This window comes from Microbacterium sp. WHRI 7836, from assembly GCF_040223885.2.
GTDB classification, from domain to species: Bacteria; Actinomycetota; Actinomycetes; order Actinomycetales; family Microbacteriaceae; genus Microbacterium; species Microbacterium oxydans.
Map to the genome: position 1 here is coordinate 991715 of NZ_CP168171.1, position 24318 is coordinate 1016032.

30 protein-coding genes are annotated in these 24318 nt (G+C 69.6%); 12 read left to right on the forward strand and 18 right to left on the reverse strand.

Annotated features, from left to right (window positions below):
• Nucleotides 1–21: 21 nt before the first annotated feature.
• Entirely contained in the window at nucleotides 22–420 is a 399-nt protein-coding gene (locus ABRP18_RS04705) for a hypothetical protein (protein WP_349885629.1), read from the reverse strand.
• 255 nt (nucleotides 421–675) lie between these two features.
• Complete coding sequence (locus ABRP18_RS04710; protein ID WP_046747384.1) at nucleotides 676–957, reverse strand: helix-turn-helix transcriptional regulator; 282 nt, start codon at nucleotides 955–957, stop codon at nucleotides 676–678.
• Between the two features lie 143 nt (nucleotides 958–1100).
• On the opposite strand from ABRP18_RS04710, the gene ABRP18_RS04715 reads away from it, so the two are divergent.
• The 4 genes from ABRP18_RS04715 (at nucleotide 1101) to ABRP18_RS04730 (ending at nucleotide 5109) form a co-directional block, all read left to right on the forward strand.
• The gene (locus ABRP18_RS04715; protein ID WP_349885630.1) at nucleotides 1101–2402 is read left to right on the forward strand and encodes an NAD(P)-binding domain-containing protein; all 1302 of its coding nucleotides are present in this window, start codon (nucleotides 1101–1103) and stop codon (nucleotides 2400–2402) included.
• A gap of 143 nt (nucleotides 2403–2545) precedes the next feature.
• Nucleotides 2546–3691: an ACR3 family arsenite efflux transporter gene (gene arsB, locus ABRP18_RS04720; RefSeq protein WP_374168967.1), complete on the forward strand. Its 1146-nt coding sequence runs from the start codon at nucleotides 2546–2548 to the stop codon at nucleotides 3689–3691.
• Nucleotides 3688–4677, forward strand: coding sequence for a metalloregulator ArsR/SmtB family transcription factor (locus ABRP18_RS04725; protein WP_113680335.1), 990 nt, complete (start codon nucleotides 3688–3690; stop codon nucleotides 4675–4677). The genes arsB and ABRP18_RS04725 overlap by 4 nt, the downstream gene beginning before the upstream one ends.
• 24 nt (nucleotides 4678–4701) lie before the next feature.
• Nucleotides 4702–5109: an arsenate reductase ArsC gene (locus ABRP18_RS04730; RefSeq protein ID WP_061017798.1), complete on the forward strand. Its 408-nt coding sequence runs from the start codon at nucleotides 4702–4704 to the stop codon at nucleotides 5107–5109.
• A 58-nt stretch (nucleotides 5110–5167) separates the two neighbouring features.
• Here the strand turns inward: ABRP18_RS04730 and ABRP18_RS04735 are convergent, their stop codons facing one another.
• The 16 genes from ABRP18_RS04735 to ABRP18_RS04810 all read right to left on the reverse strand — a co-directional run bounded on the left by ABRP18_RS04735 (nucleotide 5168) and on the right by ABRP18_RS04810 (nucleotide 18215).
• Nucleotides 5168–6328: a flagellar hook protein FlgE gene (locus ABRP18_RS04735; protein ID WP_046747389.1), complete on the reverse strand. Its 1161-nt coding sequence runs from the start codon at nucleotides 6326–6328 to the stop codon at nucleotides 5168–5170.
• Between the two features lie 25 nt (nucleotides 6329–6353).
• Entirely contained in the window at nucleotides 6354–6791 is a 438-nt protein-coding gene (locus ABRP18_RS04740) for a flagellar hook assembly protein FlgD (RefSeq protein ID WP_046747390.1), read from the reverse strand.
• A 20-nt stretch (nucleotides 6792–6811) separates the two neighbouring features.
• Nucleotides 6812–8251: a flagellar hook-length control protein FliK gene (locus ABRP18_RS04745; RefSeq protein WP_349885632.1), complete on the reverse strand. Its 1440-nt coding sequence runs from the start codon at nucleotides 8249–8251 to the stop codon at nucleotides 6812–6814.
• Nucleotides 8248–8679 carry a hypothetical protein gene (locus ABRP18_RS04750; protein ID WP_061015735.1) on the reverse strand — a complete coding sequence of 144 codons (432 nt, stop codon included), beginning with the start codon at nucleotides 8677–8679 and terminating at the stop codon, nucleotides 8248–8250. The genes ABRP18_RS04745 and ABRP18_RS04750 overlap by 4 nt, the downstream gene beginning before the upstream one ends.
• The gene (locus ABRP18_RS04755; RefSeq protein ID WP_046747393.1) at nucleotides 8676–9971 is read right to left on the reverse strand and encodes a FliI/YscN family ATPase; all 1296 of its coding nucleotides are present in this window, start codon (nucleotides 9969–9971) and stop codon (nucleotides 8676–8678) included. The genes ABRP18_RS04750 and ABRP18_RS04755 overlap by 4 nt, the downstream gene beginning before the upstream one ends.
• Nucleotides 9968–10573, reverse strand: a complete 606-nt coding sequence (locus ABRP18_RS04760; protein ID WP_082738418.1) for a FliH/SctL family protein — start codon at nucleotides 10571–10573, stop codon at nucleotides 9968–9970. Before ABRP18_RS04760 ends, ABRP18_RS04755 begins: the two co-directional genes overlap by 4 nt.
• A complete protein-coding gene (fliG, locus tag ABRP18_RS04765) occupies nucleotides 10563–11567 on the reverse strand; it encodes a flagellar motor switch protein FliG (protein WP_046747395.1) in 1005 nt (334 codons plus the stop codon). The genes ABRP18_RS04760 and fliG overlap by 11 nt, the downstream gene beginning before the upstream one ends.
• Complete coding sequence (gene fliF, locus ABRP18_RS04770; protein ID WP_058632716.1) at nucleotides 11564–13186, reverse strand: flagellar basal-body MS-ring/collar protein FliF; 1623 nt, start codon at nucleotides 13184–13186, stop codon at nucleotides 11564–11566. Before fliF ends, fliG begins: the two co-directional genes overlap by 4 nt.
• Nucleotides 13186–13491, reverse strand: coding sequence for a flagellar hook-basal body complex protein FliE (gene fliE / locus ABRP18_RS04775; protein WP_046747397.1), 306 nt, complete (start codon nucleotides 13489–13491; stop codon nucleotides 13186–13188). The genes fliF and fliE overlap by 1 nt, the downstream gene beginning before the upstream one ends.
• On the reverse strand, nucleotides 13491–13883 hold the full coding sequence (locus tag ABRP18_RS04780) for a flagellar basal body rod protein FlgC (protein ID WP_021198933.1): 393 nt from the start codon (nucleotides 13881–13883) through the stop codon (nucleotides 13491–13493). The genes fliE and ABRP18_RS04780 overlap by 1 nt, the downstream gene beginning before the upstream one ends.
• Nucleotides 13880–14221, reverse strand: coding sequence for a flagellar basal body protein (locus ABRP18_RS04785; protein ID WP_046747398.1), 342 nt, complete (start codon nucleotides 14219–14221; stop codon nucleotides 13880–13882). Before ABRP18_RS04785 ends, ABRP18_RS04780 begins: the two co-directional genes overlap by 4 nt.
• Nucleotides 14222–14334: 113 nt before the next feature.
• Nucleotides 14335–14631 (reverse strand): hypothetical protein, encoded by a 297-nt coding sequence (locus tag ABRP18_RS04790; RefSeq protein WP_061015743.1) that lies wholly within the window; start codon nucleotides 14629–14631, stop codon nucleotides 14335–14337.
• Nucleotides 14628–15014 carry a flagellar export chaperone FliS gene (gene fliS / locus ABRP18_RS04795; protein ID WP_046747400.1) on the reverse strand — a complete coding sequence of 129 codons (387 nt, stop codon included), beginning with the start codon at nucleotides 15012–15014 and terminating at the stop codon, nucleotides 14628–14630. Before fliS ends, ABRP18_RS04790 begins: the two co-directional genes overlap by 4 nt.
• 2 nt (nucleotides 15015–15016) lie before the next feature.
• On the reverse strand, nucleotides 15017–16405 hold the full coding sequence (gene fliD, locus ABRP18_RS04800) for a flagellar filament capping protein FliD (protein ID WP_046747401.1): 1389 nt from the start codon (nucleotides 16403–16405) through the stop codon (nucleotides 15017–15019).
• Between the two features lie 69 nt (nucleotides 16406–16474).
• Entirely contained in the window at nucleotides 16475–17305 is an 831-nt protein-coding gene (locus ABRP18_RS04805; protein ID WP_045263723.1) for a flagellin, read from the reverse strand.
• 109 nt (nucleotides 17306–17414) lie between these two features.
• Nucleotides 17415–18215 (reverse strand): sigma-70 family RNA polymerase sigma factor, encoded by an 801-nt coding sequence (locus ABRP18_RS04810; protein ID WP_046747403.1) that lies wholly within the window; start codon nucleotides 18213–18215, stop codon nucleotides 17415–17417.
• Nucleotides 18216–18411: 196 nt separating this feature from the next.
• On the opposite strand from ABRP18_RS04810, the gene flgN reads away from it, so the two are divergent.
• From flgN to ABRP18_RS04850, 8 genes are read left to right on the forward strand one after another with little or no spacing between them, the layout of a single operon-like run.
• Nucleotides 18412–18894, forward strand: coding sequence for a flagellar export chaperone FlgN (gene flgN / locus ABRP18_RS04815; RefSeq protein WP_045263725.1), 483 nt, complete (start codon nucleotides 18412–18414; stop codon nucleotides 18892–18894).
• Nucleotides 18895–18907: 13 nt separating this feature from the next.
• Nucleotides 18908–20317 carry a flagellar hook-associated protein FlgK gene (gene flgK / locus ABRP18_RS04820; RefSeq protein ID WP_046747405.1) on the forward strand — a complete coding sequence of 470 codons (1410 nt, stop codon included), beginning with the start codon at nucleotides 18908–18910 and terminating at the stop codon, nucleotides 20315–20317.
• Nucleotides 20318–20330: 13 nt separating this feature from the next.
• Nucleotides 20331–21212 (forward strand): flagellar hook-associated protein FlgL, encoded by an 882-nt coding sequence (flgL, locus tag ABRP18_RS04825; RefSeq protein ID WP_058632719.1) that lies wholly within the window; start codon nucleotides 20331–20333, stop codon nucleotides 21210–21212.
• Nucleotides 21209–21580, forward strand: coding sequence for a flagellar assembly protein FliW (locus tag ABRP18_RS04830; protein WP_113680842.1), 372 nt, complete (start codon nucleotides 21209–21211; stop codon nucleotides 21578–21580). Before flgL ends, ABRP18_RS04830 begins: the two co-directional genes overlap by 4 nt.
• 60 nt (nucleotides 21581–21640) lie before the next feature.
• Complete coding sequence (gene tsaB, locus ABRP18_RS04835; protein WP_349885634.1) at nucleotides 21641–22279, forward strand: tRNA (adenosine(37)-N6)-threonylcarbamoyltransferase complex dimerization subunit type 1 TsaB; 639 nt, start codon at nucleotides 21641–21643, stop codon at nucleotides 22277–22279.
• The gene (rimI, locus tag ABRP18_RS04840; protein WP_058632722.1) at nucleotides 22276–22764 is read left to right on the forward strand and encodes a ribosomal protein S18-alanine N-acetyltransferase; all 489 of its coding nucleotides are present in this window, start codon (nucleotides 22276–22278) and stop codon (nucleotides 22762–22764) included. The genes tsaB and rimI overlap by 4 nt, the downstream gene beginning before the upstream one ends.
• Nucleotides 22761–23828, forward strand: a complete 1068-nt coding sequence (tsaD, locus tag ABRP18_RS04845; RefSeq protein WP_046747410.1) for a tRNA (adenosine(37)-N6)-threonylcarbamoyltransferase complex transferase subunit TsaD — start codon at nucleotides 22761–22763, stop codon at nucleotides 23826–23828. The genes rimI and tsaD overlap by 4 nt, the downstream gene beginning before the upstream one ends.
• Nucleotides 23825–24316 (forward strand): hypothetical protein, encoded by a 492-nt coding sequence (locus ABRP18_RS04850; RefSeq protein ID WP_349885635.1) that lies wholly within the window; start codon nucleotides 23825–23827, stop codon nucleotides 24314–24316. The genes tsaD and ABRP18_RS04850 overlap by 4 nt, the downstream gene beginning before the upstream one ends.
• Nucleotides 24317–24318: the final 2 nt, after the last annotated feature.

The following is a 24318-nucleotide window of genomic DNA, read 5'->3' on the forward strand; positions in this document are numbered from 1 at the left end:
ACTGTGTGCCGACTCCGTGCCTCAGCCGACGAACAGCAGGACGACGGAGAGGACGACCGCACAGCCTCCGACCGCGGCCAGAGTGATCCCGAGCACCTGGAAGGCATGGAGCAGCGGTCGTCGGGGCTCGAAACGCATCAGGCCGGGGTGACGCGCGCTGACGAACGCGTCGACATCCTCACGTCCGCGCCAGTGGACGGACTCGTCGGAGTGGAGCGGGCGTTCCCGGAAATCGCCGGCCGCGAACCAGCGGGCGCGTGCCCGGCCATCCTGCTCCTCGACGATGACGACCTCCTGAGGCAGCCAGGAGCCGTCATGCATCTTCACCAGGAGCACGATGACGAGCAGGGGCAGGCCGATGCCGAGCCCGATCCAGGACAAGACCTCGGCGATGGTGCCGAATGCGTCGAGGGCGTTCATCTCCGGCTCCGTTCTTCCGGATACGACAGTACCGGGGGAGCGCGGGGTGTTCGGATCAGCTCGGCCCTGGCGGAAGCCCGTGACCTATGGAAGGGGCCTCGGTGACGCCGGCTCGTGCCGAAGGGTGTGGAGCACTGCCCGCGAGCCGACGAAGAAGTGCACGCCATCCTCTTGGAGCCGAAGGGGACCGTCAACACGGGGGACGCCGGCGGGGAGATGACCTCGGAGCTCCGCGAGCTCTGACGATCGAGGTGCTCAGACCGCGTGGAGAGCAGCGGCAGCCGCATCCATCGCGTCGACGTTCAGAGCGAAGTACGCCCACTTGCCGCGCTGTTCTCGCGTGACCAGTCCCGCTTCCGCGAGCAGTTTCATGTGGTGGGACACCGTGCCCTGCGAGAGTCCCACAGGCTCGGTCAGGTCGCAGATGCACGCTTCTCCGCCAGCTCCGGCGGCGATGAGCGACAACAGTCGGACGCGCGTGGGGTCGCCGAGCGCTTTGAAGACCCGGGCAACGCGTTCCGCATCCTCGACGGTCATCGAGGGTGCTATTGGCGGAACGCAGCAGGATGTCGCTTCGATTGTCGTTGACACGCTCACGGATCTAGTCTGCCACGTATTGACAATCTTCGATAGGTGAGCGACAGTCTTCATATTGAACTTTGTCAATGTGAGGAGATGTCATGTCTGAGCTACCTGTCGTCATCGTCGGAGCGGGTCCGCAGGGCCTCGCCGCCGCGGCGCATCTCGTCGAACGCGACGAGAACGTGATGGTGATCGAGCGTGGTGAGGGGCCTGCTGCTGCGGTTTCCGAGTGGGGGCACGTGCGCCTGTTCTCGGCCTGGCCGGAGCTCACTGACGCTGCAGCACGTCGTCTTCTTGAGACGACCGGCTGGGCTGCACCGGTGTCGGGATATCCGACCGGTGCCGACTGGGTGGACGGCTACCTGGCGCCTCTGGCGAATGCCTTGGGTGAGCGGATCCACTACGCGACGACCGTCACCGGAGTCGCTCGTCACGGCCGTGACAAGGTCGTCGAGGGCGGGCGCAGGGGCCAGCCCTTCGTCGTGCATACGGTCAGTGCGGACGGACAGGAGTCGCGAGTTCTCGCTCGCGCTGTCATCGACGCGAGCGGCACTTGGGCTCTTCCGAATCCGGCGGGAGCGGATGGATATCCCGCCCTCGGGGAGGCCGCAGCATCGGATCTGATCTCGTACCGCATCCCGGCCGATGTGTCAGAGCTCGCGGGGTCGCACGTCGTCGTCGTGGGAGCGGGGCACTCTGCCGCGCACGCCGTCCTGAGATTGAGTGAGCTGGCACGACGGGCCCCTGGCACCCGCGTCACCTGGATTCTCCGTAGGGGGGCGGCAACGAACGTCTTCGGAGGCGGCGCCGGAGATGAGCTTCCCGAACGGGCCGCGCTCGGCTCTCGCGCGCGCAAGATGGTCGACGCGGGTGTCGTGGAGCTGGTGACCGGATTCCGGGTCGCCGCGTTCCGGCAGACCGCTGACGGGCTGACCGTGGTCGCCGAAGACGGGCGCGAGGTGGAAGGTGTCGGTCGCGTGTTCGCACTCACGGGCTTTCGGCCGGACACTGAGGTGCTGCGAGAGCTCCGGATCGATCTCGATCCCGCGCTCGAGGCGGTCGCTGGCATCGCGTCCGAGATCGACCCGAACATCCACTCCTGCGGATCCGTGGGTGCCACGGGAGCGCGAGAGCTCGCGCAGCCGGAGCAGGGGTTCTTCATCGTCGGCGCGAAGTCCTACGGCCGGGCGCCGACGTTCCTCGCGTTGACCGGCTTCGAGCAGGTGCGAAGTGTCGCCGCGCACCTCGTGGGAGATCATGAGGCCGCAGGGCGCAGCGAGCTCGTCCTCCCCGATACCGGCGTGTGCGGGGGATCCGGCGACTTCGACGACGACGCGGGCAGCTGCTGTGCGGCTCCCTCGGCTATCCGGATCGGCGCGCGGCCCGTCACTGTCGGCTGATTTCCGGTGGCGGCAGGGCGGGACTCCTCAGAGGAGGCCCGCCCTTCCGTGTCCAACCGACGAGTCAGGTTGCCAGGGTGCCCGGCAGATGAACTCCCCGAGCAGCGATTGCGTTCTATATTTATGAATGTCAATATAGACGCATGTCGATACAAGAAGCTGAGCTTGGAATCATCGGGTCCGGCCCTGCGGGGTGCACCGCAACCGTGCCCACCACAGCCCCGGCCGCTCGGCGTCTGTCCACCTTGGATCGGTGGTTGCCGCTGTGGATCGGCCTGGCCATGGTCGGGGGTATCCTCGTCGGCCGCCTCATCCCGGGCGTCTCCGATCTCCTGGCCGGCCTCGAGCTCGGTGGGATCTCCGTTCCCATCGCGCTCGGCCTGCTCATGATGATGTACCCGGTCCTCGCGAAGGTCCGCTACGACAAGGTCGCCGCCGTCACGGGTGACAAGAAGCTGCTCATCTCGTCGCTGGTGCTCAACTGGATCGTCGGCCCTGCGCTGATGTTCGTCCTCGCCTGGGCGTTCCTGCCCGATCTGCCCGAGTACCGCACGGGACTCATCATCGTCGGGCTCGCGCGCTGCATCGCCATGGTCGTCATCTGGAACGATCTCGCCTGCGGTGACCGCGAAGCGGCCGCAGTCCTCGTCGCCATCAACTCGGTCTTCCAGGTCGTCGCGTTCTCGCTGCTGGGCTGGTTCTACCTCACCGTGCTCCCCGGCTGGCTGGGGCTGGACTCGCAGGGGCTGGAGATCTCGGTCTGGCAGATCGCACTGAACGTGCTGATCTTCCTCGGCATCCCCCTCATCGCCGGCTTCGCCTCCCGCCTCATCGGAGAGCGTGCGAAGGGGCGCGACTGGTACGAAGACCGCTTCCTGCCGAAGATCGGTCCCTGGGCCCTCTACGGGCTGCTGTTCACCATCGTGCTGCTGTTCGCCCTCCAGGGGGAACAGGTCACCAGCCGCCCGTGGGACGTCGCCCGGATCGCGCTTCCCCTGCTCGCCTACTTCGCGGTCATGTGGTTCATCGGCCTGTTCACCGGGAAGACACTCGGACTCGGTTACGCCCGCTCTTCGACCCTGGCATTCACCGCGGCCGGCAACAACTTCGAGCTCGCCATCGCCGTCGCCATCGGCACGTTCGGAGCGACGTCCGGGCAGGCCCTCGCCGGCGTCGTCGGCCCGCTGATCGAGGTCCCGGTTCTCGTCGGGCTCGTGTACGTCTCCCTCTGGGCGGCCCGCCGCTGGTTCCACACCGACCCGTACACCGCTGAAAGGATGCCGTCATGAACGTCACCGCTGCGACCGACACTGACACCTGCAGTCCCGTCGCCACCCATGCCATCGGTCTGGAAGCAGCCTCCTCAGTGGCGGCCACCCTGAAGGCGCTGTCGGACCCGCTGCGCCTGCGGATGCTGTCGGCCATCGCCTCCGACCCGCGCGGCGAGTCGTGCGTGTGCGACCTCGCCGAGCTCGCCGATGTCTCGCAGCCGACGGTCTCCCATCACCTCAAGGTGCTCAAGGACGTCGATGTCCTCACCTCCGAACGACGCGGAACCTGGGTCTGGTACCGCATCAACCCGACCAGGCGCGGGGCCGTCACCGCATTGCTGGACTCCTTCGCCCCCGCCTCTGTCGCACCCGGAAGCATAGACGACGACGGTCCACTGCGACCGGACTTCGACGCACGGGTGACCCGTCTCGCCGAGGAGCTCGCAGCGGAAGTTCCCGAACTCGAAGCAGACGTCGTCCTCACCACCGTCCGCGAGTCCTACACCGCGCTCGCACGCACCGCACGCGTCACCTCAGCACTCGTTCCGCTGACTGAGCGCTTCGCCCGTCAACGGCTCGCGGACCTGACCCGCGACCGCGAGGCTGCAGCACCCCAGGTGCTCTTCGTCTGCGTCGCCAACGCGGGGCGCTCACAGCTCGCTGCCGCTCTCGTGAACCAGCTGGCTGCCGGAAAGGTCGTCGCACGCTCTGCGGGTTCCGCTCCCGCCGACGTCGTCCACCCGCACGTCCGCTCGCTTCTCGCAGAGATCGAAGGCGACCAGGCTGCAGAGCGCTTCCCGAAGCCGCTCACTGATGACGCCGTGCGTGCAGCCGACGTCGTCATCACCATGGGGTGCGGTGATGTCTGTCCCATCATCCCCGGCGTCCGGTATGACGACTGGGCGGTCGGAGATCCTGCCCTCGCGTCGCGCGAAGGCGTCGAAGCCATCCGCGACGACATCGCCGAACGCGTGCGTGCGCTCGTCGACGAACTCCTCAACTGACAAGACCTCTCACCTGGAGCAACCATGACTGACACGACCACCAAGCCCTCGGTCCTCTTCGTCTGCGTGCACAACGCCGGACGCTCCCAGATGGCGGCCGGTTTCCTCCGCGACATCGCAGGGGACCGCATCGACGTCCGCTCTGCCGGTTCCATGCCCGCCGACCAGATCAACCCGATCGCGGTCGAAGCCATGCGCGAGCTCGGCATAGACATCACCTCCGAGCAGCCCAAGGTGCTCACGACCGAAGCCGTGCAGGCATCTGACGTCGTCATCACGATGGGATGCGGCGACGCCTGCCCGTTCTTCCCGGGCAAGCGCTACGAGGACTGGAAGCTCGACGACCCGGCAGGCCAGGGCATCGACGCTGTCCGCCCCATCCGCGACGACATCCGCGCGCGCATCGAACAGTTGGTGAGCGAGCTCGTCTGACGTCGGGGGAGCCGCGGCGCGCTCGTGAGCATGCAGGCCGCCGCGGCTCCCCGACGGCTCAGCGCTTGAGGTTCGTCAGCTCCTGCAGCACCTCGTCGCTCGTGGTGATGATGCGGGCGTTGGCCTGGAAGCCGCGCTGCGCGACGATCAGGTTGGTGAACTCCTGCGACAGGTCGACGTTGGACATCTCGAGCGCGCCGCTGATGATGCCGCCGAGACCGTCGGAGCCCGCCTGACCGAGCGTCGGCTCTCCGGAGTTCCCGCTCGGCCGGTACTGCGAGGAGCCCGCCTTCTCGAGTCCGCCGGGGTTGACGAATCCGGCCAGCGCGACGCGGGCGAGTACCTCGGTGTCGCCGTTGCTGAACGTGCCGACCAGGCTGCCGTCGTTCATCAGCGCGTACGAGCTCAGGGTGCCGGCCGGCTTGCCGTTCTGCTCCTTGATCGCGACGTCGCTGACATCCGCGAAACCGGTGACCGCTGAGAGGTCCACCGTGACACCACCGGAGACGATGGACGAGGCTGCGCCCTGCTTGCCGTCCGTGAACGTGAGAGCGGTGTTCGTGCCGCCCGGTTCGGTGACGTTCCAGCCGGTGGCCGTGCGGGTGAAGGTGAGGCGCAGCGAGGTCGCCGTACCCTCGGCGTCGTAGGTCTTGATGTCGCGCACCAGCTGCTCGCCCACGGCGGCACCCGAGGGCAGGTTCCCCGTGACACGGGCCGTGGTGGTCGCCGCGGCGGGGCTGAGCGCGCCGACCGGAAGTCGGATGTCGCCGATGCCCTGACCGGGGACGATGACGCCGTTCTGCGCCGTCCAGCCCTGGACAAGGGCACCGTCTGCCGAGACCAGCTTGCCGCTCGCGTCGAACGAGAATCCACCGTTGCGGGTGTAGAGGGTCTCGCCGCCCGAGCGCACGACGAAGAATCCGTCTCCGGCGATCATGAGGTTGGTCGGCACGCCCGTGGGCTGCGGTGCCCCGGAGGCGAAGTTGGTGCTGATGCCGGCCACCTGCACGCCGAGGCCGACCTGGGCGGGGTTCTGACCGCCGGCGGCCTGCTGCGGCATCATCGAGTTGCGCACGAGCTGGGAGAGCGAGTCTTGGAACTGCACGGCCGAGGCCTTGAAGCCGGTCGTGTTGACGTTGGCGATGTTGTTGCCCGTGACGTCGAGCATGGTCTGGTGGGAACGCAGACCCGAGATTCCGGCGAACAGAGAGCGGAGCATGGTGATGCCTTTCTGGATGGACTGGTCAGGACTGCGGACGGGGAGCGACGGAGACGCCGGAGACGGCGTCGAGGGGGATGGAGGCCTCGCCGATGGTGACCAGCGGCACGGCGCCGGCATAGGACACCGATGTGACGATGCCCTTCTGGGTGACACCCTTCTCATCGACGTACTGCGCCTCGTGGCCGATCAATGCCGCAGCGGTCTGACGCATGCTGAGGGCGAAGCTCTCGGTCGAGGTCGCCGTGAGGGCGGTCAGCTGCTCCATGGAGGCCAACTGCGTGGTCTGCGAGATCATCTCGTTGGTGTTCATGGGCGAGCTGGGGTCCTGGTTGGTCAGCTGCGTCACCAGGAGCTTAAGGAAGACCTCGGAGTCGAGCGTCTTCTTGCGCTCGGACGCGGGTGTGGTGCTGCCGGTCTGCACTCCCGAGGGCGGGATGGTGCCGGAGATCGGTTCGACCATGGTCGTGGGTTCCTCTCGGATCAGGCGAAGATGTCGATGCCGCCGTGCGGCGAAGTCAGCGGGGAAGTCGGATCGACGGATAAAGGGTGATCCGCGGAAGGTGAGCCTCCCGGCACTGCGGTTCCGGTCGTCCCGTCACGGCCGTTCGGTGTTCCCGGTCCCGCCCGACCCTGGTCCGCCCCCGCGGTGTGCGAAGACCCACCGGCTGCACCGCCGCCGCCGGAGCTCTGCGGGTTCGAAGCGGCGGGTCTGTCGTCCGAGGTCGACAGCAGGAGGGACGCATGGGGTGCCGCGGCGGCGAGGTCGCGACGGAGGTCGACGAGGATCGCGCGCAGCGCCTCCCTGCCGAGGTCGTTCGGCGCGTGCAGCTCGATGTGGATCGCGCCCCCGGAGATATGGGCGCGCACCGTCACGGGACCGAGGTTCTCGGGCGACACGGTGAGCGTGAGGCTGTGGTCGCCGTCCGGTGCCTGCGCGAGCGAGACGATGGGGGTCGCGATCTGGGTGAACAGCGCGGGACGGGCCGTCGCGACGACGCTCGGAGCCGCCGCAGTGGACACGGGCGTCGCGGGGGTCGTGCCCCCGATCGCCGGAGTCGCGGTGGACACGTCGCCGGTGGCATGGGGGACCGAATGCGCCGGGGTCGCCGACGGGCCGGTCGGCGCGACCGGGGCCGTGGACTCCGACACCGGATCCGACGGGACGATCGTCTGATCCTCCGCGCCCGCTGCTCCGCGGGCATCTGCTGCGGTGCTCCCGCCGGCGGGGAAGGCCGCGGTGGTCGATAGCGCTGACGCGGCAGTGCCGGCGTTCCCCCCGCTGGAAGTCGATGTCGAAGCCGAGGTCGAGGTCGAGGTCCAGGTCGAGCTGAGCGCATCCGTCTCCGGAGCAGCCACCGTCGTCGCATCCGCCGAGATCCTCATGGCCGCCGGTCCGCTGAGCGGCGGCGATGGCAATGCACCGCCGGTCGCGAGACCTGAGGCGGCGGCGACCGATCCCGCGGGGGACGGTGGCGACCCGATCTCGATCACGCCCGCTGCCCCTTCGCCCACGGCAGTGCCGCCGGACGCACCCGTCGAAGCGGCGCCTCCCGGGGCGTGAGCCGTCGGCGGTGTCCCCGTCGGAGCTCCGACGCCGAGCAGGGTCTCCTCCACGGGCGGAGCCGGGCTGGTCGGCACGGGGGTGGGCAGGGCGACGCTGGGCGGAACCGGACCGGATGGCACGGGTGAGGCCGTGGGGTCGGACGGCGCGGGGTGAACTGTCGCGAGATCGGGGGAAGAGTCGTCGGCGGGTGCGCTCGCCGACGTGTCAGCCGCCCGATCGTCGGTGGCACGCGAGGCATCGATGATGACATCGGCGAAGGCCGCGGCTCCGGGGGTGGGCTGACGGGCGTCGGCGGGCGATCCCGCAGCACGGTTCATCCGCGGGGTGAGCATGTCGACGATGCCGAGAGACGTCATGCGTGGTCCTCCGTGGTCGTGCTGCTCGTGCGGGAACCGATCTCGTCGAGTTCCGTCTGCTCGGCGTGCAGCTCCGCGGTCCGCATCCGGAGGGCGTGCGCTTCGGCGAGCCGGTCGAGTCCGCGCATCGCCCTCCGCGCTTCGGCGTGCTCTGTCCTCGCCTCGTCCACCGTCCGCTTCTGCAGTTCGGACAGGGTCGTCAGGTCGACCAGCAGGGTCCGGCCGGCGACGCGAGCTGCCGCGAGCGCGGCGAGGGAGCGGACATCGACGGCTTCGCTTCCGACCCCGGACAGGTGCGCGCGGAGGGATCGATCGCGCGCCTCCGTGTGCTGCGCGTCGATCACGGCGCGCGAGAGGCGCTGGGCCGCTGCGCGTTCCTGGATCTCCCTGACCCGCAGCAGACCGGCGAGCGAGAACGACCGCTTCATGACACTCCTCCGAACGATGCCACGAGGTCGTCCAGGCGACGCCAGGAATCCTCGATCTCACAGGTCTCGTCGAGGGGCTGCGTGAGGAACGCGCTGATCTCCTTCTCATGGGCGATCGCGGCGTCGATGCGGGCATCCGCTCCGGCTTGATATGCACCGATGTCGATGAGGTCGTTGGCGCGTCGGCGGGCGGCCAGCACGGCGCGGAGCGTCGCGGCGTGCGCCCGGCGCTCGGGGGTCGTGACCTTGCCGGCGACACGCGACACCGATCCGAGCACGTCGATCGCGGGGTGGTGGCCTGACAGTGCGAGCGCCCGGTCGAGCACGACATGGCCGTCGAGGATCGACCGCACCGTGTCGGCGATCGGCTCGTTGTGGTCGTCGCCGTCGACGAGCACCGTGTAGATGCCGGTGATGGAACCGCGCGTGTCCGTGCCTGCCCGCTCGAGCAGACCGGCGAGGAGGGAGAACGTGGAGGGCGGGTATCCGCGGGTGGCCGGAGGCTCCCCGGCCGAGAGCCCGATCTCGCGCTGCGCCATGGCGACGCGCGTGAGCGAGTCCATCATGAGGATGGCGTGTGCGCCGTCGTCGCGGAAGGCCTCGGCGATCCTGGTGGCGGTGTACGCGGCGCGGATGCGGGCCATGGCAGGTTGGTCCGAGGTCGAGACCACCACGACGGAGCGGGCGAGTCCTTCCGGCCCGAGGTCGTCTTCGATGAACTCGCGCACCTCGCGTCCGCGCTCGCCGACCAGCGCGATCACGGTGACCTCTGCTTCGGTGCCGCGCGCGATCATCGACAGCAGCGACGACTTCCCCACACCGGAACCCGCGAAGAGTCCGACGCGCTGACCGCGTCCGACGCTGACGAGTGTGTCGAGCGTCCGTACGCCGAGCGGAAGGGGCGAGTCGATCCGGTCGCGGCCCATGATGGAGGGCGGAGCATGGTCGAGGCTCACCGGCACAGCACCGGTCAGCGGACCCTTCCCGTCGATCGGGCGGCCCAGACCGTCGAGGACGCGTCCGAGGAGCGCTGCTCCTGTCGGCACCCGCAGTGCTCCTCCGCGAGCGCGCACAGGGGCTCCCACCGTGAGGCCGGCGACAGGGGCGAGTGGCATGCAGCGCAGTCCGCCCTCGCTGATCGCGACGACCTCGGCATCGACACCGTCCAGCGTCACGACGTCGCCGACGGCCCCGTCGAGGCCACGCACCTGCACGCTGAGGCCGCGTACCTGGGAGACCTCGCCGATGCGCTCGGGTCGAACCGCCTCGCGCACCGCGCCCCAGACGCTCACGGGGCGTGCTCCGTGAGGGCGCGACGGGCGCGCTCGAGCGCGCTTCCGATCCTGGCGTCGATGTGGCCGTGAGCCAGGGTGGCGACGGCATCTCCCCGGTGGAGCGCGTCGTCGGCGACGAGGGCGATGTCGCTCGGCTCCGCGGCGGACGTCTGCAGGGTCGCGAGGTCATCCGGGTTCAGGCGCACCTCGCGGATCGCTTCGGGGCCCGCGCCGGTCATCGCGCGTCGGAGGGCGGCGGCCGCGGCCACCCCTGGCTCGGAGAGCTCCGAGACCAGGATCAGTTCCGCGAGCTCGATCGCGCAGCGCAGCACCTGGTCCTCACCGGCGGCGGTGAGCTCCCGTTCCCGGTCTCCCAGGGATCGCGCTGCGGCGTGGAGCGCGGCGACCGCGGTCTCGATCCGCTGCGCCTCGGCCGCCTGGCTCGCTGCCCGCGCCTCGTCCGCCGCGCGCTGCTCCGACTCGGCCTCCGCGCGGCCGGCGCGGAACCCCTCCGCATGCCCGTCGGCGTAGCCGCGCGTGCGGGCGATCGCGTATTGCTCGCCGTTCTCGCGGCCGTCGAGACGCGGGAACAGCACCGGTGCGAAGGCCTCAGTAGACATATTCGTCCTCGTCGGCGCGTTGCACGGTGATGTCGCCGGCGGCCTCGAGCGCGCGGATCGTGCGCACGATCTCCGCTCTGGCCTCCTCGACCTGCGAGACGCGCACGGGGCCGAGCGTGCGGGCCTCCTCGTCGAGGTTCTCCCTGTTGCGCTCGGAGACGTTGCGACGGATGAGGTCGGCGATGGGCTGGTGCGCGCCCTTGAGGGCCAGGGCGAGCGAGCGGATGTCCATGCCCCGCAGCACGCGCTGGGTGTCGCGGTCGTCCAGCTTGACGATGTCGGCGAACGTGAACATGCGCGAGCGGATGTCCTCGGCCAACGCGCTGTCCCTGTCCTCGATGCTCGCCAGCAGAGCCTTCTCCACCGTGGCGCCGGAACGGGCGATGATCTCGACGAGGGGCTCGACGCCGCCGAGCACCTCAGGAGTGTCGCGCGCCGCGAAGGTGCCGGTCCGCGCCTTGAGGGCGTCCGCCACGATCGCGATCGCCTCCTGAGATGCGGTGCCCATCGTCGCGATCGCGTGGGCGACGTCCGTGCGTGTGGGGTCGGGGAGCGTGGAGAGCACGGCGGCAGCACGGTCCGTGGGCAGATGGGCGAGCACCAGGGCGACGGTCTGAGGAAGTTCGCCGTCGAGCAGCGTCGCGAGTTGAGCCGGGTCTGCAGATCCGAGGAACTCGAAGGACGAGTTCATCGACGACGATCCGACTCTGCCCAGCACGGCGGCCGCGCGTTCGGCGCCGAACGTCGCCTCCAGGAGTCCCGCTGCGATGTCGCGCCCTCCGCGGGCGGGTGGCAGGTGGCCCGACGCGATGCGGTGGAACTGGCCGAGCGCCTGAGCGGTGGTCGCCGCGTCCAGGTTCTGCAGGTCGATGATCTCGGCTGCGACGGCCTCGGCCTCCGCTTCGGACAGATGCTTCATCACCTCGATCGCCTGGGCGCGATCGAGGTTCATCAGGACGACGGCCGCTGTCTGCCGATCGGTCAGTCCGGTCATACCTGCTGCCTGTCGTCGATGAGGGTCCGCAGCAGGTCGGCTGTGCGCTTCGGGTCCTGCCGCGTGAGGGAGTCGATCTCCGCGCGCCGGCGCTCGAGGCTCACCTGCGCGGGCTCGGGGTCGGGCTCCGGCTCGGGGTCCGGCGTCGTCTCGAGGAACGCCAGCGGCGTGGTCGGCGCCTGATCGATCGCGGCGGTCGCGCCCGCGTCGAGGGCGGAGAGCGCGGGCGGACGGGCGCCGAAGAGCTCCTCGAACTCGGTGTCGGCCCCGCGGCGTCGGCGCGCACGCATGATGAGTGCGGCGAGACCGGCGAGCAGCGGGATGGCGATGGCGGCTGCGATGATGACGGTGTTCAGCAGCGCGGCCTGGCGCTCGGCGCCCTCGGCGTCCTTCGCCGCCTGGAGTGCCGCCTGCGCCGCCTCGGAACTGGTCTGGTTGAAGGCGACGAGCTCGACGGCGATCGAGTCGCCGCGGTCGGTGTCGATCCCTGCGGCGGTCTCGACGAGGTCGCTCAGCTGCGCGGTGCTCAGGTCGCCGCCCGCACCGGCGTCGACGGCCACGGACACCGACTGCCGCAGCAGCGAGCCGGCGGGTGTCGAGGTGCTCTGCGTGCTCTTGTTGACCGCGTTGGTCTTCGAGGTCTCCGTCGACTCGGACGTGCCGTCGCCCCCGGCCGAGGGGACCGCGATGTTGTCGGGGCCCAGCACGCCGGCGTTCGAGCTCGAGCCGTTCTGCGTGTCGGTCCTGGTCTGCTCTGTCAACGGGGGCGCGCCCTCGGCGGGCGTGTAGGTCTCCTCGACGCGCTCGTTGACGGAGTGGTCGATCTCGGCGACCACGGTCACCTTGGCGTTGCCGGGGCCGACGACCGTGTCGAGCATCTGCTGCACGTTCGCGGTCACCCGTGCTTCGTAGTCGCTGGCCTGCTGGTCGATGCCGCCGGTCGTGCCGACGCCGGCGGCCGAGAGGGTCTGGCCGCTCTGATCCACCACGGCCACGTTCTCCGGCTTCATGCCGCTGACCGCGGCCGAGGTCAGATGCACGATCGCCTCGACCTGCTTCGGGGAGAGCGTCGAGTTGCCCGAGGTCTCCACGAACACGGAAGCCGTGGGGTCGACGGTCTCGGAGACGAACACGCTCTCCTCGGGGATGGCGAGCTGCACCGACGCGGCCGTCACGCCCTTGATCGAGGAGATGGTGGCGGCGAGCTCGCCCTCGATCGCGCGCTTGAAGGTCACCGACTGCTGGAACTCGCTCGTCGTGACGCCCATCTTGTCCAACAGCGAGTACCCGCCGGAGCTCGCGCCGGGAAGACCGGCGGACGCTGCGGCCAGGCGCTGGTCGTACACGTCCTTCTCGGGCACGAGCACCGTCGCTCCGCCGTCCGCCAGTTCGTACGGCACCGACGACGAGCGCAGCTGCTCGACCACGGCGTTCGCGTCGGAGGCGCTCATGCCGGAGAACAGCGGGGTGTAGGTCGGGCGGGTGAGCCAGCTGGAGAGCGCGACGATCCCGAGGGCGAGCACGGCGACGCCGATGATCGCGATCGTGCGCTGCGCGAGCGAGAAGCCTGCGATCACGCGCCCGATCCGCTGGAACACGTTGGTGACGGCCTGGGGCATCAGGCTTGCATCCGCATGATCTCGTTGAACGCGTCGACGCCCTTGTTGCGCACGGCGGCTACGAGCTCGAGGGTGACGGCGGCCCTCGACGACGCGATCATCGCCGAGTGGATGTCATCGAGGTCTCCGGTCACCGCGGCGACCTTGAGCTTGTCCGACTCCGACTGCAGCGTGCGCAGCTCGTCGATGGCGCCGGTGACACTGTTCGCGAACGCCGTGTCGTCGGTGGCCTTCGCGGGGGCGACGGCGGGAGGGGCGAGCGTGAAACTCGAGGAGATGGCTTCGATGCCGGGGAGTGCGGCCATCAGCTGCGTCCGATCTGCAGGGCGGATTCGTAGGAGTTGCGGGCGCGGTCGACGATGGCGGCGCTCGCCTGGTAGCCGCGCTGCGCGAGGATCAGCTGGCTCATCTGGTCGCCGAGGTCGATGTCCGGATAGCGCACGTAGCCGTCTGCGTCGGCGAGCGGGTGGTCGGGCTGGTGCACCAGACGTCCCTGTGCACTGCCCTGGGCGGTGCCGGCGACGTACACGCCGGGGGACTGGTCGCTCGTCTGGGCGAGGATGTACCGTGCGCGGAATGCCGCACCGTTGCTGGGAGCGGCGGTGTTGATGTTGGCGATGTTGTCGCTGATGGCGTCGAGCCACTTGCGGTGCACGGTCAGGCCGGTGCCGGCGATGCCGATCGCGTCGAAGGTCATGAGGTCCTCATCGCGGTGCGCATCGATGTGAACGAGCCGTTCACGGCCTGCGTGGCGAACTGGTAGCGCAGCATCGTGTCGATGCTGGAAAGGGTCTCGGTATCGAGGTTGACGTTGTTGCCGTTGAGGCGCGTGGGCTCGAGCGAGGTGCCGACCGTCGCCCCGACCCGTCCATCACCCGCATCGATCGACCGGGCGAGAGCCTGCTCGAACTGCACGCGCTTGGCGTGATAGTTCGGGGTGTTGATGTTGGCGATGTTGTCGGAGATCGCGCGCTGGCGCTGCGCGAGGCCGTCGAGCGCGCTCGTCAGCGCGTTCATGGTCACAGAATCGAACACGAAACCGGCTCCCCGTGTGTGGGTGGTATGGCCGATCCATGGCCGAAAATTGCGAGCCATCCGTGCTCTCCCTGCTCTATCGGCAGGGTTCAGCGCGACGTTAGGGAGCGAGCTCACCCATCGACGTCGAGGTAGGCAGGCTCCTCCGGCCGACGGGTGCTGGGGATGCGGCTCACGGCGCCGAGATGCCGGCGCATGCCGTCGAGGTCGGAGCGGGCACGGTCCATCGCTGAGCGCTGGAGGTCGATCACCCGCCGGGCGCGGTCAGCGAGCTCGGCGGGAAGCGGCGTGCTCGGCGGCGTCCACGGGGCGAGGTCGGCGTCGGCAGCGGCACCGGGGGCGGCATCGAGGATCTGCTCGGCCTCCTGTTCGAGCCGGTCGAGCAGCGCGGTCCACTCTTCCCCGCTCACGCCCGCGCCTCGGCGACGGTGCGAGCGGCCTCGTGCCAGGCGTCACGCAGCGGCGCGACGATCTCGTGGCACGCGTGCGTGCGCTCCGGGTCGCGGCCGATGTTGGCGCCGATGAGCGTCTGCGACAGGAAGACGTACAGCGAGCGCAGGCCGGCGCTGCCGTTCCAGTCGTCGGTCAGCGAGGACGACAGCTCGGAGACGATCGCCTGGGCGTGCTGCAGCTGGGCGTTCGCCTCGGTCCAGTCCTCTGCGCGCTGAGCGATCTCCCCGCGCTCGATGTCGAGCAGGAGACGGTCGTAGAGCATGGTCACCAGACGCTCGGGCGGCGCCGACAGCACGGCGTCGTCACGGTAGCGCTGCTGGGCGCGGAGCGCGGCGTTCATGCTCACTTCCCCGAGTTGGAGCTCGAGCCCGGAAGGGCGGCGATCTGCGAGGTCAGGTACGAGGACTGTGACTGCAGTTGCGAGAGCATCACCTCGAGGCGTGCGTAGGTGCGCTCGAGAGTGGTCTTGCGCTGCGCGAGGCGGACATCCCAGCGCTCCATCTGCTCGCCGAGTCCCTTGACCTCGCTCTCCTGGCCCGTGATCCGCGTGGTGAGGAGCCCCTCGTACTTGTCCGAGTACACCTTCGCGGTGTCCTGCACCCGCGAGGCGATGTCGGAGAACAGTCCTGCGACGGCATCCGGGTCCTTCGCGAGGGCTTCGGCGAACTTCTCCTCGTCGAAGCTCATCACGCCGTACATGTCGCTCGAGATGCCGATCGACGAAGGAGAGACGCCGTTCACGGGGTGCTGCACCGCATCGGCGAGGGCCGTGCGCAGTCCCCGGACCGCGCTGTCGCCGGTGAAGACGCCCAGAGTGGTCTTGTCTCCCTGCTTGGCGGCGATGGTCGCCTTCGAGCCGTTGTCGATGCGGGTCAGGATGTCCTTGACGGCGGCGATGAACTCTGCGGAGGCCTTGGTGCGAGCAGCGGTGTCGACGGCGACGCCGATGGTCACGGGCGCCGCCGAGGCCGCGGAGACGGTCACGTCCACCCCGTCGAACAGGTCGGTGAAGGTGTTGCTCGACGAGGTCAGCACCTGCTCCGCGCTGGTGCCGGCCCACAGGCGCACCTGGGCGTCGGCACCGACGTCGATGACGGCCGCTCCTGCTTCGGTGGAGATGTCGGAGGCGGTGCCGGCCGCTACCGCAGCGGTGTCTCCGCGGTAGGCGCGGAACTGGCCGGCCTCTCCCGAGTCGGCGGCCCGCAACTGCAGGCGGTGCATCGGGTTGCCGTCGGCGTCACGTCCGGCGGGGACGGCCGCGGCGACGATGCCGAAGCCTGCTTCGTTCACCGCGCGGGCGACATCCTGCATCGACGTGGAGTCTGCGGTGACCTGCACGCGTTCGCCCTTGGCGTTCTCGAGGGTGATCACCGGTGGGTCGACGGGCCACCCGGCGGAGGCTGCGGAGACGATCGTGTGGTTCTTGGCGACCTTGTCGACGACGATGTCGGCCGAGAGCGGCGCGGCACCATCGCGGGTGGCGACGGTGACCGTCGGCGAGGAGGACGAGGTGGTGAAGCGGGCGAGTCCGTCGCGGGTCGCGGCCTTCTCGGCTGCCGTGGCGAGGTTCTGCACCGCCGTGTTCAGGGTGCGCAGCTGGGTGACGATGCCGTTCTTGTCATCCATCTTCGCCTTGAGCAGTGAACGGGGGATGGAGGCGACATCCATCAGCGCCTTGATGACCTCGGTGGTCTTCAGGCCGGAGACGAGGCCGTCGAGCGAGAGGGACATGGTCGCCTTTCCTGTTGAGGAGCGGACAGGGTCCGGACGCCGGTGGGCGTCCGGACCCTATGACGTGGTTCAGCGCAGGAGCTGGAGCACGCCCTGGTTGGCCTGGTTGGCCTGTGCCAGCATCGCCGTACCTGCCTGGGACAGGATGTTCTTCGACGTGAACTTGACCATCTCGGACGCCATGTCGGTGTCGCGGATCCGGCTCTCGGCGGCGGAGAGGTTCTCCGCCGACACGTTGAGGCTGTTGATGGTCGACTCGAAGCGGTTCTGCAGCGCACCGTAGCCGGCGCGTGCGGTCGAGACCGCCTGGATCTGCGTGTCGATACCCGCCAGCGCGGCACCGTACGTCGCGGCGTCCGTCATGGTCCCCGCGAGCGTCTTGATGTCGGCACCGAGGGTGGCGAAGTCGGTCAGGGCGACCGAGATCTGGTCCTCGGCGGCGACGGAGCCCGCACCGACCTGGAACGTCAGCGTGTTGCCGCCCGAGAGCAGCTTGATGCCGTTGAAGTTCGTGCTGCCGGCGATCCGGGTGAGCTCATCACCGAGGGTGTTGATCTCCTTCTGGATCGCGTCGCGCGACTTCGTGTTGTTCGAGTCGTTCGCACCCTGAGCGGTCAGGTCGCGAACGCGCTGCAGGATCGAGTGGACCTCGGTCAGGGCGCCTTCAGCGGTCTGGATGACCGAGATGCCGTCCTGGGCGTTGCGTGCCGCGACGTTCAGGCCGTTGACCTGCGAACGCAGGCCCTCGGAGATCGCGAGGCCTGCAGCGTCGTCGGCCGCGCGGTTGATGCGGAAGCCGCTGGACAGCTTCTCGAGCGACTTCGACAGGTCGTTCTGCGTGTTGGACAGGTTGCGGTAGGCGTTGAGTGCCGACACGTTCGTGCTGATCTGCATACCCATAAGGGTTCTCCTCCGTGAATGGTGTTGTGCGGGAGACCATCCGTGGTCTCCCGGTCACACCTATCGGCGGAGGTTCCCGGCGCGTTAGTCGGGCCGGCGGGGAATCGGCTCAGGCAGTCGCCGATTCGCGGAAGACCCCGGCGATCCGGGAGCCGGCGGCGTCCGCGATCCTGGTGAAGTAGGCATCGCGGGCCGCGGGGGAGACCCGCGTCGTCGCTGCCGGCGTCGACCCCTCTGCGTAGTAGCGGTCCAGGGCGTCGCGCAGAAGCCGGATCGCTTCCGAGCGCTGCTGCGACACCGCGGAGTGCGTCACCCCGAGCTCCTCGGCGATCTCCTTGACGGGGCGTTCGTCGAAGTAGACCGCCTGCACGATCCGCCGCATGCGCTCCGGCAGGGCGATGACCGCCTGCTCGAGCACCTCGCGCCGTTCTCCCACCAGTGCCGATTCCTCGGGGAGGGGGATGTCGGCGGTGACGTCACGGGCGGCGGGGTCGTCGAGAGTGGTCAGCATCCTGGCGGCGTCGCCGAGTGCTTCGATCACGACGTCCTTCGCGACGCCCATCGCGGTGGCGACCTCGGCGACGGTCGCGGTGCGGCCGAGCCCGGCGGTCAGCGCCTCGCGGACGGCGACGGTCTCCTTGATGCGTTTGCGTATGCCGCGGGAGGCCCAGTCCATCGAGCGCATCTCGTCGGCGAAAGCGCCGAGGATGCGTCGGCGGGCGTAGGCCCCGAAGGGGACGCCGAGCTCCGGATCGAATGCTTCGGCCGCTGTCACGAGCGCGAGTGCTCCGACGGCCGCGAGCTCGTCGCGGGGGATGTGGGTGGCGCGGGCATGGGTCTCGGCGGCGAGGTATCCGACCAGGGGGAGGTTGCTCTCTATGAGCAGATTGCGCTCAGCGCGCGACGACATGGGGGATGATCCACCTCTCTGGATGCACTCCGAAAGATCCAAGGAGATGAACAGATGCACATATCACACGTTTTGTGATTTGTACATGGGGAGAACTATCCATCGCCGTTCCACATAGTAACGTTAGGCAGACGCTGGCCGATAGTGACCTTTGGCCGCGTTGTCAGGCGGGGCGATCACTGGGGAAAAGGGGATCATGGGAGCCAACGAACTATCGATACAGCTGTGGCGAGAGCGCGAGCTGCTCGAGATGCTGCTGTTCAAGCTCGATGAGCAGCAGCTGCTTCTCGCCGCCGGGCGATCCCAGTGGATCCAGTTTGCCGCACGGGAGATCGATCAGGTGCTCGATCGACTGCGCGGCGCAAGCCTCGCCCGCACCGTCGAGGTCGCCACCGTCGCCGAGGAGTGGGGAGCTCCCGAGGCGTCGACGATCCGCGAGCTGATCGAGCACGCGCCGGAAGGGGCATGGCAGGAGGTGTTCGCCGACCATCTGCGAGCGCTGTCGAAGCTCGCCGCCGAAGTCGAGCAGCTGCGCGACGCCAACGCCGAGCAGCTCAGCGGAGTGCTCCGCGCGACGCAGGAGACGATCGCCGCGCTCGGGCACGACACGGGCGAGTACACGACCAAGGGTGACCGCGCGCGCGACGACGCCGCGCGGATCATCGACACCGAGATGTGACCGAGAGGGGATCATGTCGACCTTCAGCGGATTGAACACGGCGGCCAGCGGATTGGCGGCTGCCCGACGCGGCATGGACGTGGTCGGGCAGAACATCGCCAATCAGAAGACGGAGGGGTACACGCGGCAGCGCGTGACCACCTCGGCCGTCGCGGCCATCGCGCAGACCGGACGGTTCAGCGTGGGCGCCCTCCCGGGGCACGGCGTCTCGATCGACGGCGTCGCACGCCTGGGTGACGCCCTTCTCGACGCCAGGGTGCGCGACGCCCTCGGCGCTTCGGGGTACTGGTCGACCAGGGCGGTGGCCGCGACCACGGTCGAGGCATCGCTGGCCGAGCCCACGGCGAACGGGCTCGCCGCCCGGCTGTCCAAGTTCTGGTCCGGCTGGCAGGACCTCGCGAACACGCCGGACTCGGGGGCAGCGGCCTCGAGCATCCTGGAATCGGCGAAGGAGCTCGCCTCGCACATCGCCGGCGGGTACCGGAACGTCGCCACCCAGTGGAGCAATGCGCGCGACTCCGCCGACCGCACGGTCTCCCAGGTGAACGCCACCGCCGACCAGATCGCGGTCCTCAACGGAGAGATCCGCGATGCACTCGCTTCCGGCCGCTCGGCGAACGAGCTCATGGATCAGCGCAGCGTCCTCGCGCAGAACGTGGCCAGGATGTCCGGCGCGGCGGCGACCATCGAGAGCGACGGCACGATGACCGTGCGGCTGGGCGGCAACGCGCTGGTATCGGGTTCCGATTCACGCCACCTGGTGCTGACCGGGCCTGCCTCGATCGATTCGGGGCAGCGGTTCAGCCTCTCGTGGGCGTCTGCGCCCGACCTGCCGGTGTCGATCGACGGCGGCGAACTCGGTGCCTCGCTGTCGGTGCTGGCCCCGGCCTCCGAAGGCGGCATGCTCGCCGGGCTCGCGGCGACGTACGACAAGGTCGCAACGACGCTGGCCGACGCCATGAACGCCCAGCACAGGGCAGGGGTGACCTCCACCGGCCAGGCCGGGGGAGACTTCTTCACCGTGCCGACGACGGGCTCCGCCGCACTGGGCCTGACCGTCGCCGTCGGCTCGGCCTCCGAGCTCGCGCTCGCGGCGCCCGGTGCCGGTGCCCTGGACGCGACCAACGCCGACCTGATCTCGCAGATCGGTCGGAGCGCTGGCTCCCCTGACGCCGTCTGGTCCGATCAGGTCACCCGGTTCGGGGTCGCGACCGCGGCCGACGTGCAGCGCGCGAAGCTCTCCGACTCCGCAGCGGTCGCCGCCGTCGGAGCCCAGCAGTCGGTCGCCGCTGTCGACGGCGACGAGGAGACCATCAGCCTGCTCACCTACCAGACCGCCTATCAGGCCGCCGCCCGCGTGATGACAGCGGTGGATGAGGCGCTCGACGTCCTGATCAACCGCACCGGCCTCGTCGGACGCTGAGCGAAGGAGCACCGTGATCTCTCGAGTGACGTCATCCGCCATGACGCAGACGGCCATGCGCCAGCTGCAGTCCAACCTCTCCGAGCTGGCGCGTCTGCAGGAGCAGGCGACATCCCAGCGTGCCTTCGCCGCACCGTCCGACGACCCGGCGGCCGCGGCCACGGCACTGGCGCTTCACGCCGAGCAGCGTCGCACCGAGCAGTATGCGCGCAACATCGACGACGGCCTCGCCTGGGTCACCGCTGCCGACACGGCCATCACGGCGAGCACCGCCCTGCTCGCGCGCGTGCGTGATCTGACGGCCCAGGGCGCGAACGACGGGGCGCTGGACGCGACGGCCAAGGAGGCGTTGGCGGTCGAGCTCGAAGGCATCCGCAAGGAGATGCTGTCCCAGGCGAACACGCGGCTGCTCGGCCGTTCCGTGTTCGCGGGCACGTCCGACACGGCCGCCTTCGCCGCCGACTACAGTCACAGTGGGGTGCCGGGAGCGGAAGTCACGCGTCGGGTCTCCGACGCCGCCTCGGTGCGCGTCGACACCGACGGCGCCGCGGTCTTCGGCACGGGAGACGACTCCGTCTTCGCGCTCGTGGACAAGATCGTGGCGGACCTCCGCTCCGGCACGAACGTCGGGCCCCGGCTCGGCGAGATCGACAGTCGACGCACCGCCATGCTCGGGGTGCAGGGCTCGGTGGGAACCAGGCAGTCCCAGATCGAACGCGCCAAGGAGGCGGCAGTGCAGAATTCCGTGTCCCTCGAGTCCCGCAGGACGGCGGTGGAGGACGTCGATTCGATCGAGGTGCTCGTGCGTCTGCAGGCGCAGGAGCTCGTGTACCGTTCGGCGCTCGCCGTCAACGCGCGTGTGCTGCAGCCGTCGCTCATGGACTTCCTGCGATGAGCGCCGTACTGACGTTCATCGCCCCGCCTCCGGGACTGGCTCCCCATGTGGACTTCGCACTCGCCCCCGTCGACGGGTCAGACGGGTTGTTCTCCCTGCGGGCGGTCGAGGATGCGGAACTGCGCCTGTTCCTGGTCGATCCTCGGACGGTGCTGAGCGACTACGCGCCGACCCTCAGCGATGAGCAGGCGGACGGCCTCGCTCTCGGCTCTCCCGACGACGCGCTGGTGCTGGTGGTCGCCCACCCCTCGTCCGAGGGCGTGAGCGTGAACCTCCTCGCCCCCGTGATCGTGAACCAGACCACAGGAGCCGCCGCGCAGGTGATCCTGGAAGACCAGGACTACCCCCTGCGCGCGCCGCTCGGCTGACCCGGGGTGCGCGGCTCGGGTCGGCAGCCCTCCCCAGGGGACGGCGGCTAATCTGGAGTCGTGATCCTTGCCGTCGATACCTCCCTGGGCACTGCCGTCGCCCTCATCGATGCCGACGGGGAACGACGTGCCGAAGCGGCTGCCGTCGACCCGCTCGGCCATGCCGAGGTCATCGGAGACCTGCTCGTGCAAGTTCTCAGCGAGGCGGGCGATGCTTCCGGCGGGGCGGGCGACACGGAGATCACGCACGTGGTCACCGGCATGGGGCCGGGGCCGTTCACCGGCCTGCGCATCGGCATCGCCGCCGCGCGCGCCTTCGCCCTCGGCGGCGACCTCCCCGTCGTCCCCGTCCCCAGCCACCTCGCGGCAGCCCTCACCGCTCTCGACACCGAGACCGCACCCTTCGCGATCGTGACCGACGCGCGCCGACGCGAGGTCGCCATCACCGTGTTCGATGGTCTCGACGACGACGGCATCCCCGCTGTGGTCGCCGACACCGTGCTCGTCCGAGCGGCAGACGCGGATGCCCACCTCGACGGCATCCGCCGCATCGATGTGTCGACGCTGTCCGCGACGGACCTCGCACGGGTCGGCGCGCGGGCTCTCGCGGCCGGCCGCACGCTCGCCGGGGAGGAGCCCCTGTACATGCGGCACCCTGATGTGACGCTCCCCGGTGCCCCGAAGAAGGTGGGCACATGACCCTTCGAGACGCCTCAGCAGATGACCTCGACGCGATCATGGCGATCGAGAACAGGTCCTTCCCGACCGATGCCTGGAGCTCGGAGACCATGGTCGCCGAACTCGTCAGCCCGCACGGCCGGTATCTGGTCGACGAGCACGACGGCGAGGTCATCGGCTACGGCGGGGTACGGGCACTGCTCGGCAGTGCCGACGCCGACATCCAGACCATCGCACTGCTCGCCGAACATCGGGGACACGGGAGAGGACGCGCCCTGTTGCGCGCTCTGCTCGCTGCGGCGGCGGAGCGTGGTGCGCGAGAGGTCTTCCTGGAGGTCAGGGCCGACAACCCCTCCGCGGAGGGGCTGTACCGTGCCGAGGGCTTCGAGGAGATCGCCCGCCGCCCGCACTACTATCAGCCGGATGGCGTCGACGCGATCGTGATGCGAATGCACCTGCGGCACCATGCGGCGCCCTCCGCGGCGGACGAGGAGGCGAAGGCATGAGCGAACCGCTGGTTCTGGGCATCGAGACGAGCTGCGACGAGACGGGCATCGGCATCGTGCGTGGGCGCACCCTGCTGTCGAACACCATCGCCTCGAGCATGGACGAGCACGCGCGCTACGGCGGCGTCGTTCCCGAGGTCGCCGCGCGGGCGCACCTCGAGGCGCTGCAGCCCTCGATCGACGCCGCGCTCGCCGAAGCGGGGGTGGGACTCGCCGACCTCGATGCCGTCGCGGTCACCAGCGGGCCAGGGCTCGCCGGCGCGCTGATGGTCGGTGTCGGCGCCGCGAAGGGCCTCGCCGTCTCGATCGACAAGCCCCTGTACGCGGTGAACCACCTGGTCGGGCACATCGCGGCCGACATCCTCACGGCCGACTCCGCGCCGCTCGAATACCCGACGATCGCCCTGCTCGTCTCGGGCGGGCACACCTCACTGCTGCACGTGCGAGACCTCACCACAGACGTCGAGCTGCTCGGGGAGACGATGGACGACGCCGCGGGCGAGGCCTTCGACAAGGTCGCCCGGCTGCTGTCGCTCCCGTACCCCGGAGGGCCGGAGATCGATCGGGCGGCGGCGACCGGCGACCCGCACGCGATCCGGTTCCCCCGCGGACTGTCGCGGGCCTCCGACCTGGCGAAGCACCGGTACGACTTCTCGTTCTCTGGGCTCAAGACGGCGGTCGCCCGCTGGGTCGAGCGCTGCGAGGCCGAGGGGATCGACGTGCCCGTCGCCGATGTAGCCGCGAGCTTCCGCGAGGCCGTCGTCGACGTGCTGGTCACGAAGGCCCTCGCCGCGTGCTCCGATCTCGGCGTCCCCCGCCTGCTGCTCGGGGGAGGGGTCGTCGCGAACCGACGGCTCCGCGATGTCGCGCTCGAGCGCGCCGACGCCGCTGGCGTCACCGTGCGCATCCCCCCGCTCTCGCTCTGCACCGACAACGGGGCGATGATCGCCGCACTCGCCGCCGAGCTCATCTCTTCCGGGCGTCCGCCGTCGACGCTCGCCTTCGGGGCGGATTCGACGCTTCCCGTGACGGAGATCCAGGTCGCGGAGGCGGTGCCCGCATGAGCGCCGCCCCCGACGCTCCCGACGCGGAGCCGGCCCCGCCCTCGACGCCGGCGGCTCGCATCGAGCGCCCCAGCGACGAGGTGGAGCACCCCGCGGGAACCGCCCGCCTTCCCGGCGCGCGGCGCGACGGCTACACCCGCCTGCCCACGGGCCCGGTGGGCATCGAACCGGTCGTCGTGACGGGACCGGACATCGACGCCCCCGAGGAGACGGAGTGGGAGCCGTCCACCGGGACCGTGTCGATCGACGACACCCGACTGGCGCCGTGGGCGCTGGTGGCCGCGATCGTGGCGCTCGGAGCGTCGTTCTTCGTGGGGTGGGGGATTCCGGTCGCAGTGGTGGCGGTCATCGCGGCGATCATGTCATTGCGTCGCCCGGTCGAGAACCGTGCGATCGCGCGCTGGGCGCTCGTGCTCGGGCTCTGCGCGACCGTCTACAGCCTGGGCTGGCTGGTCTGGGCCGGCATGCAGTTCGAGCGGCTCGGCTGAAC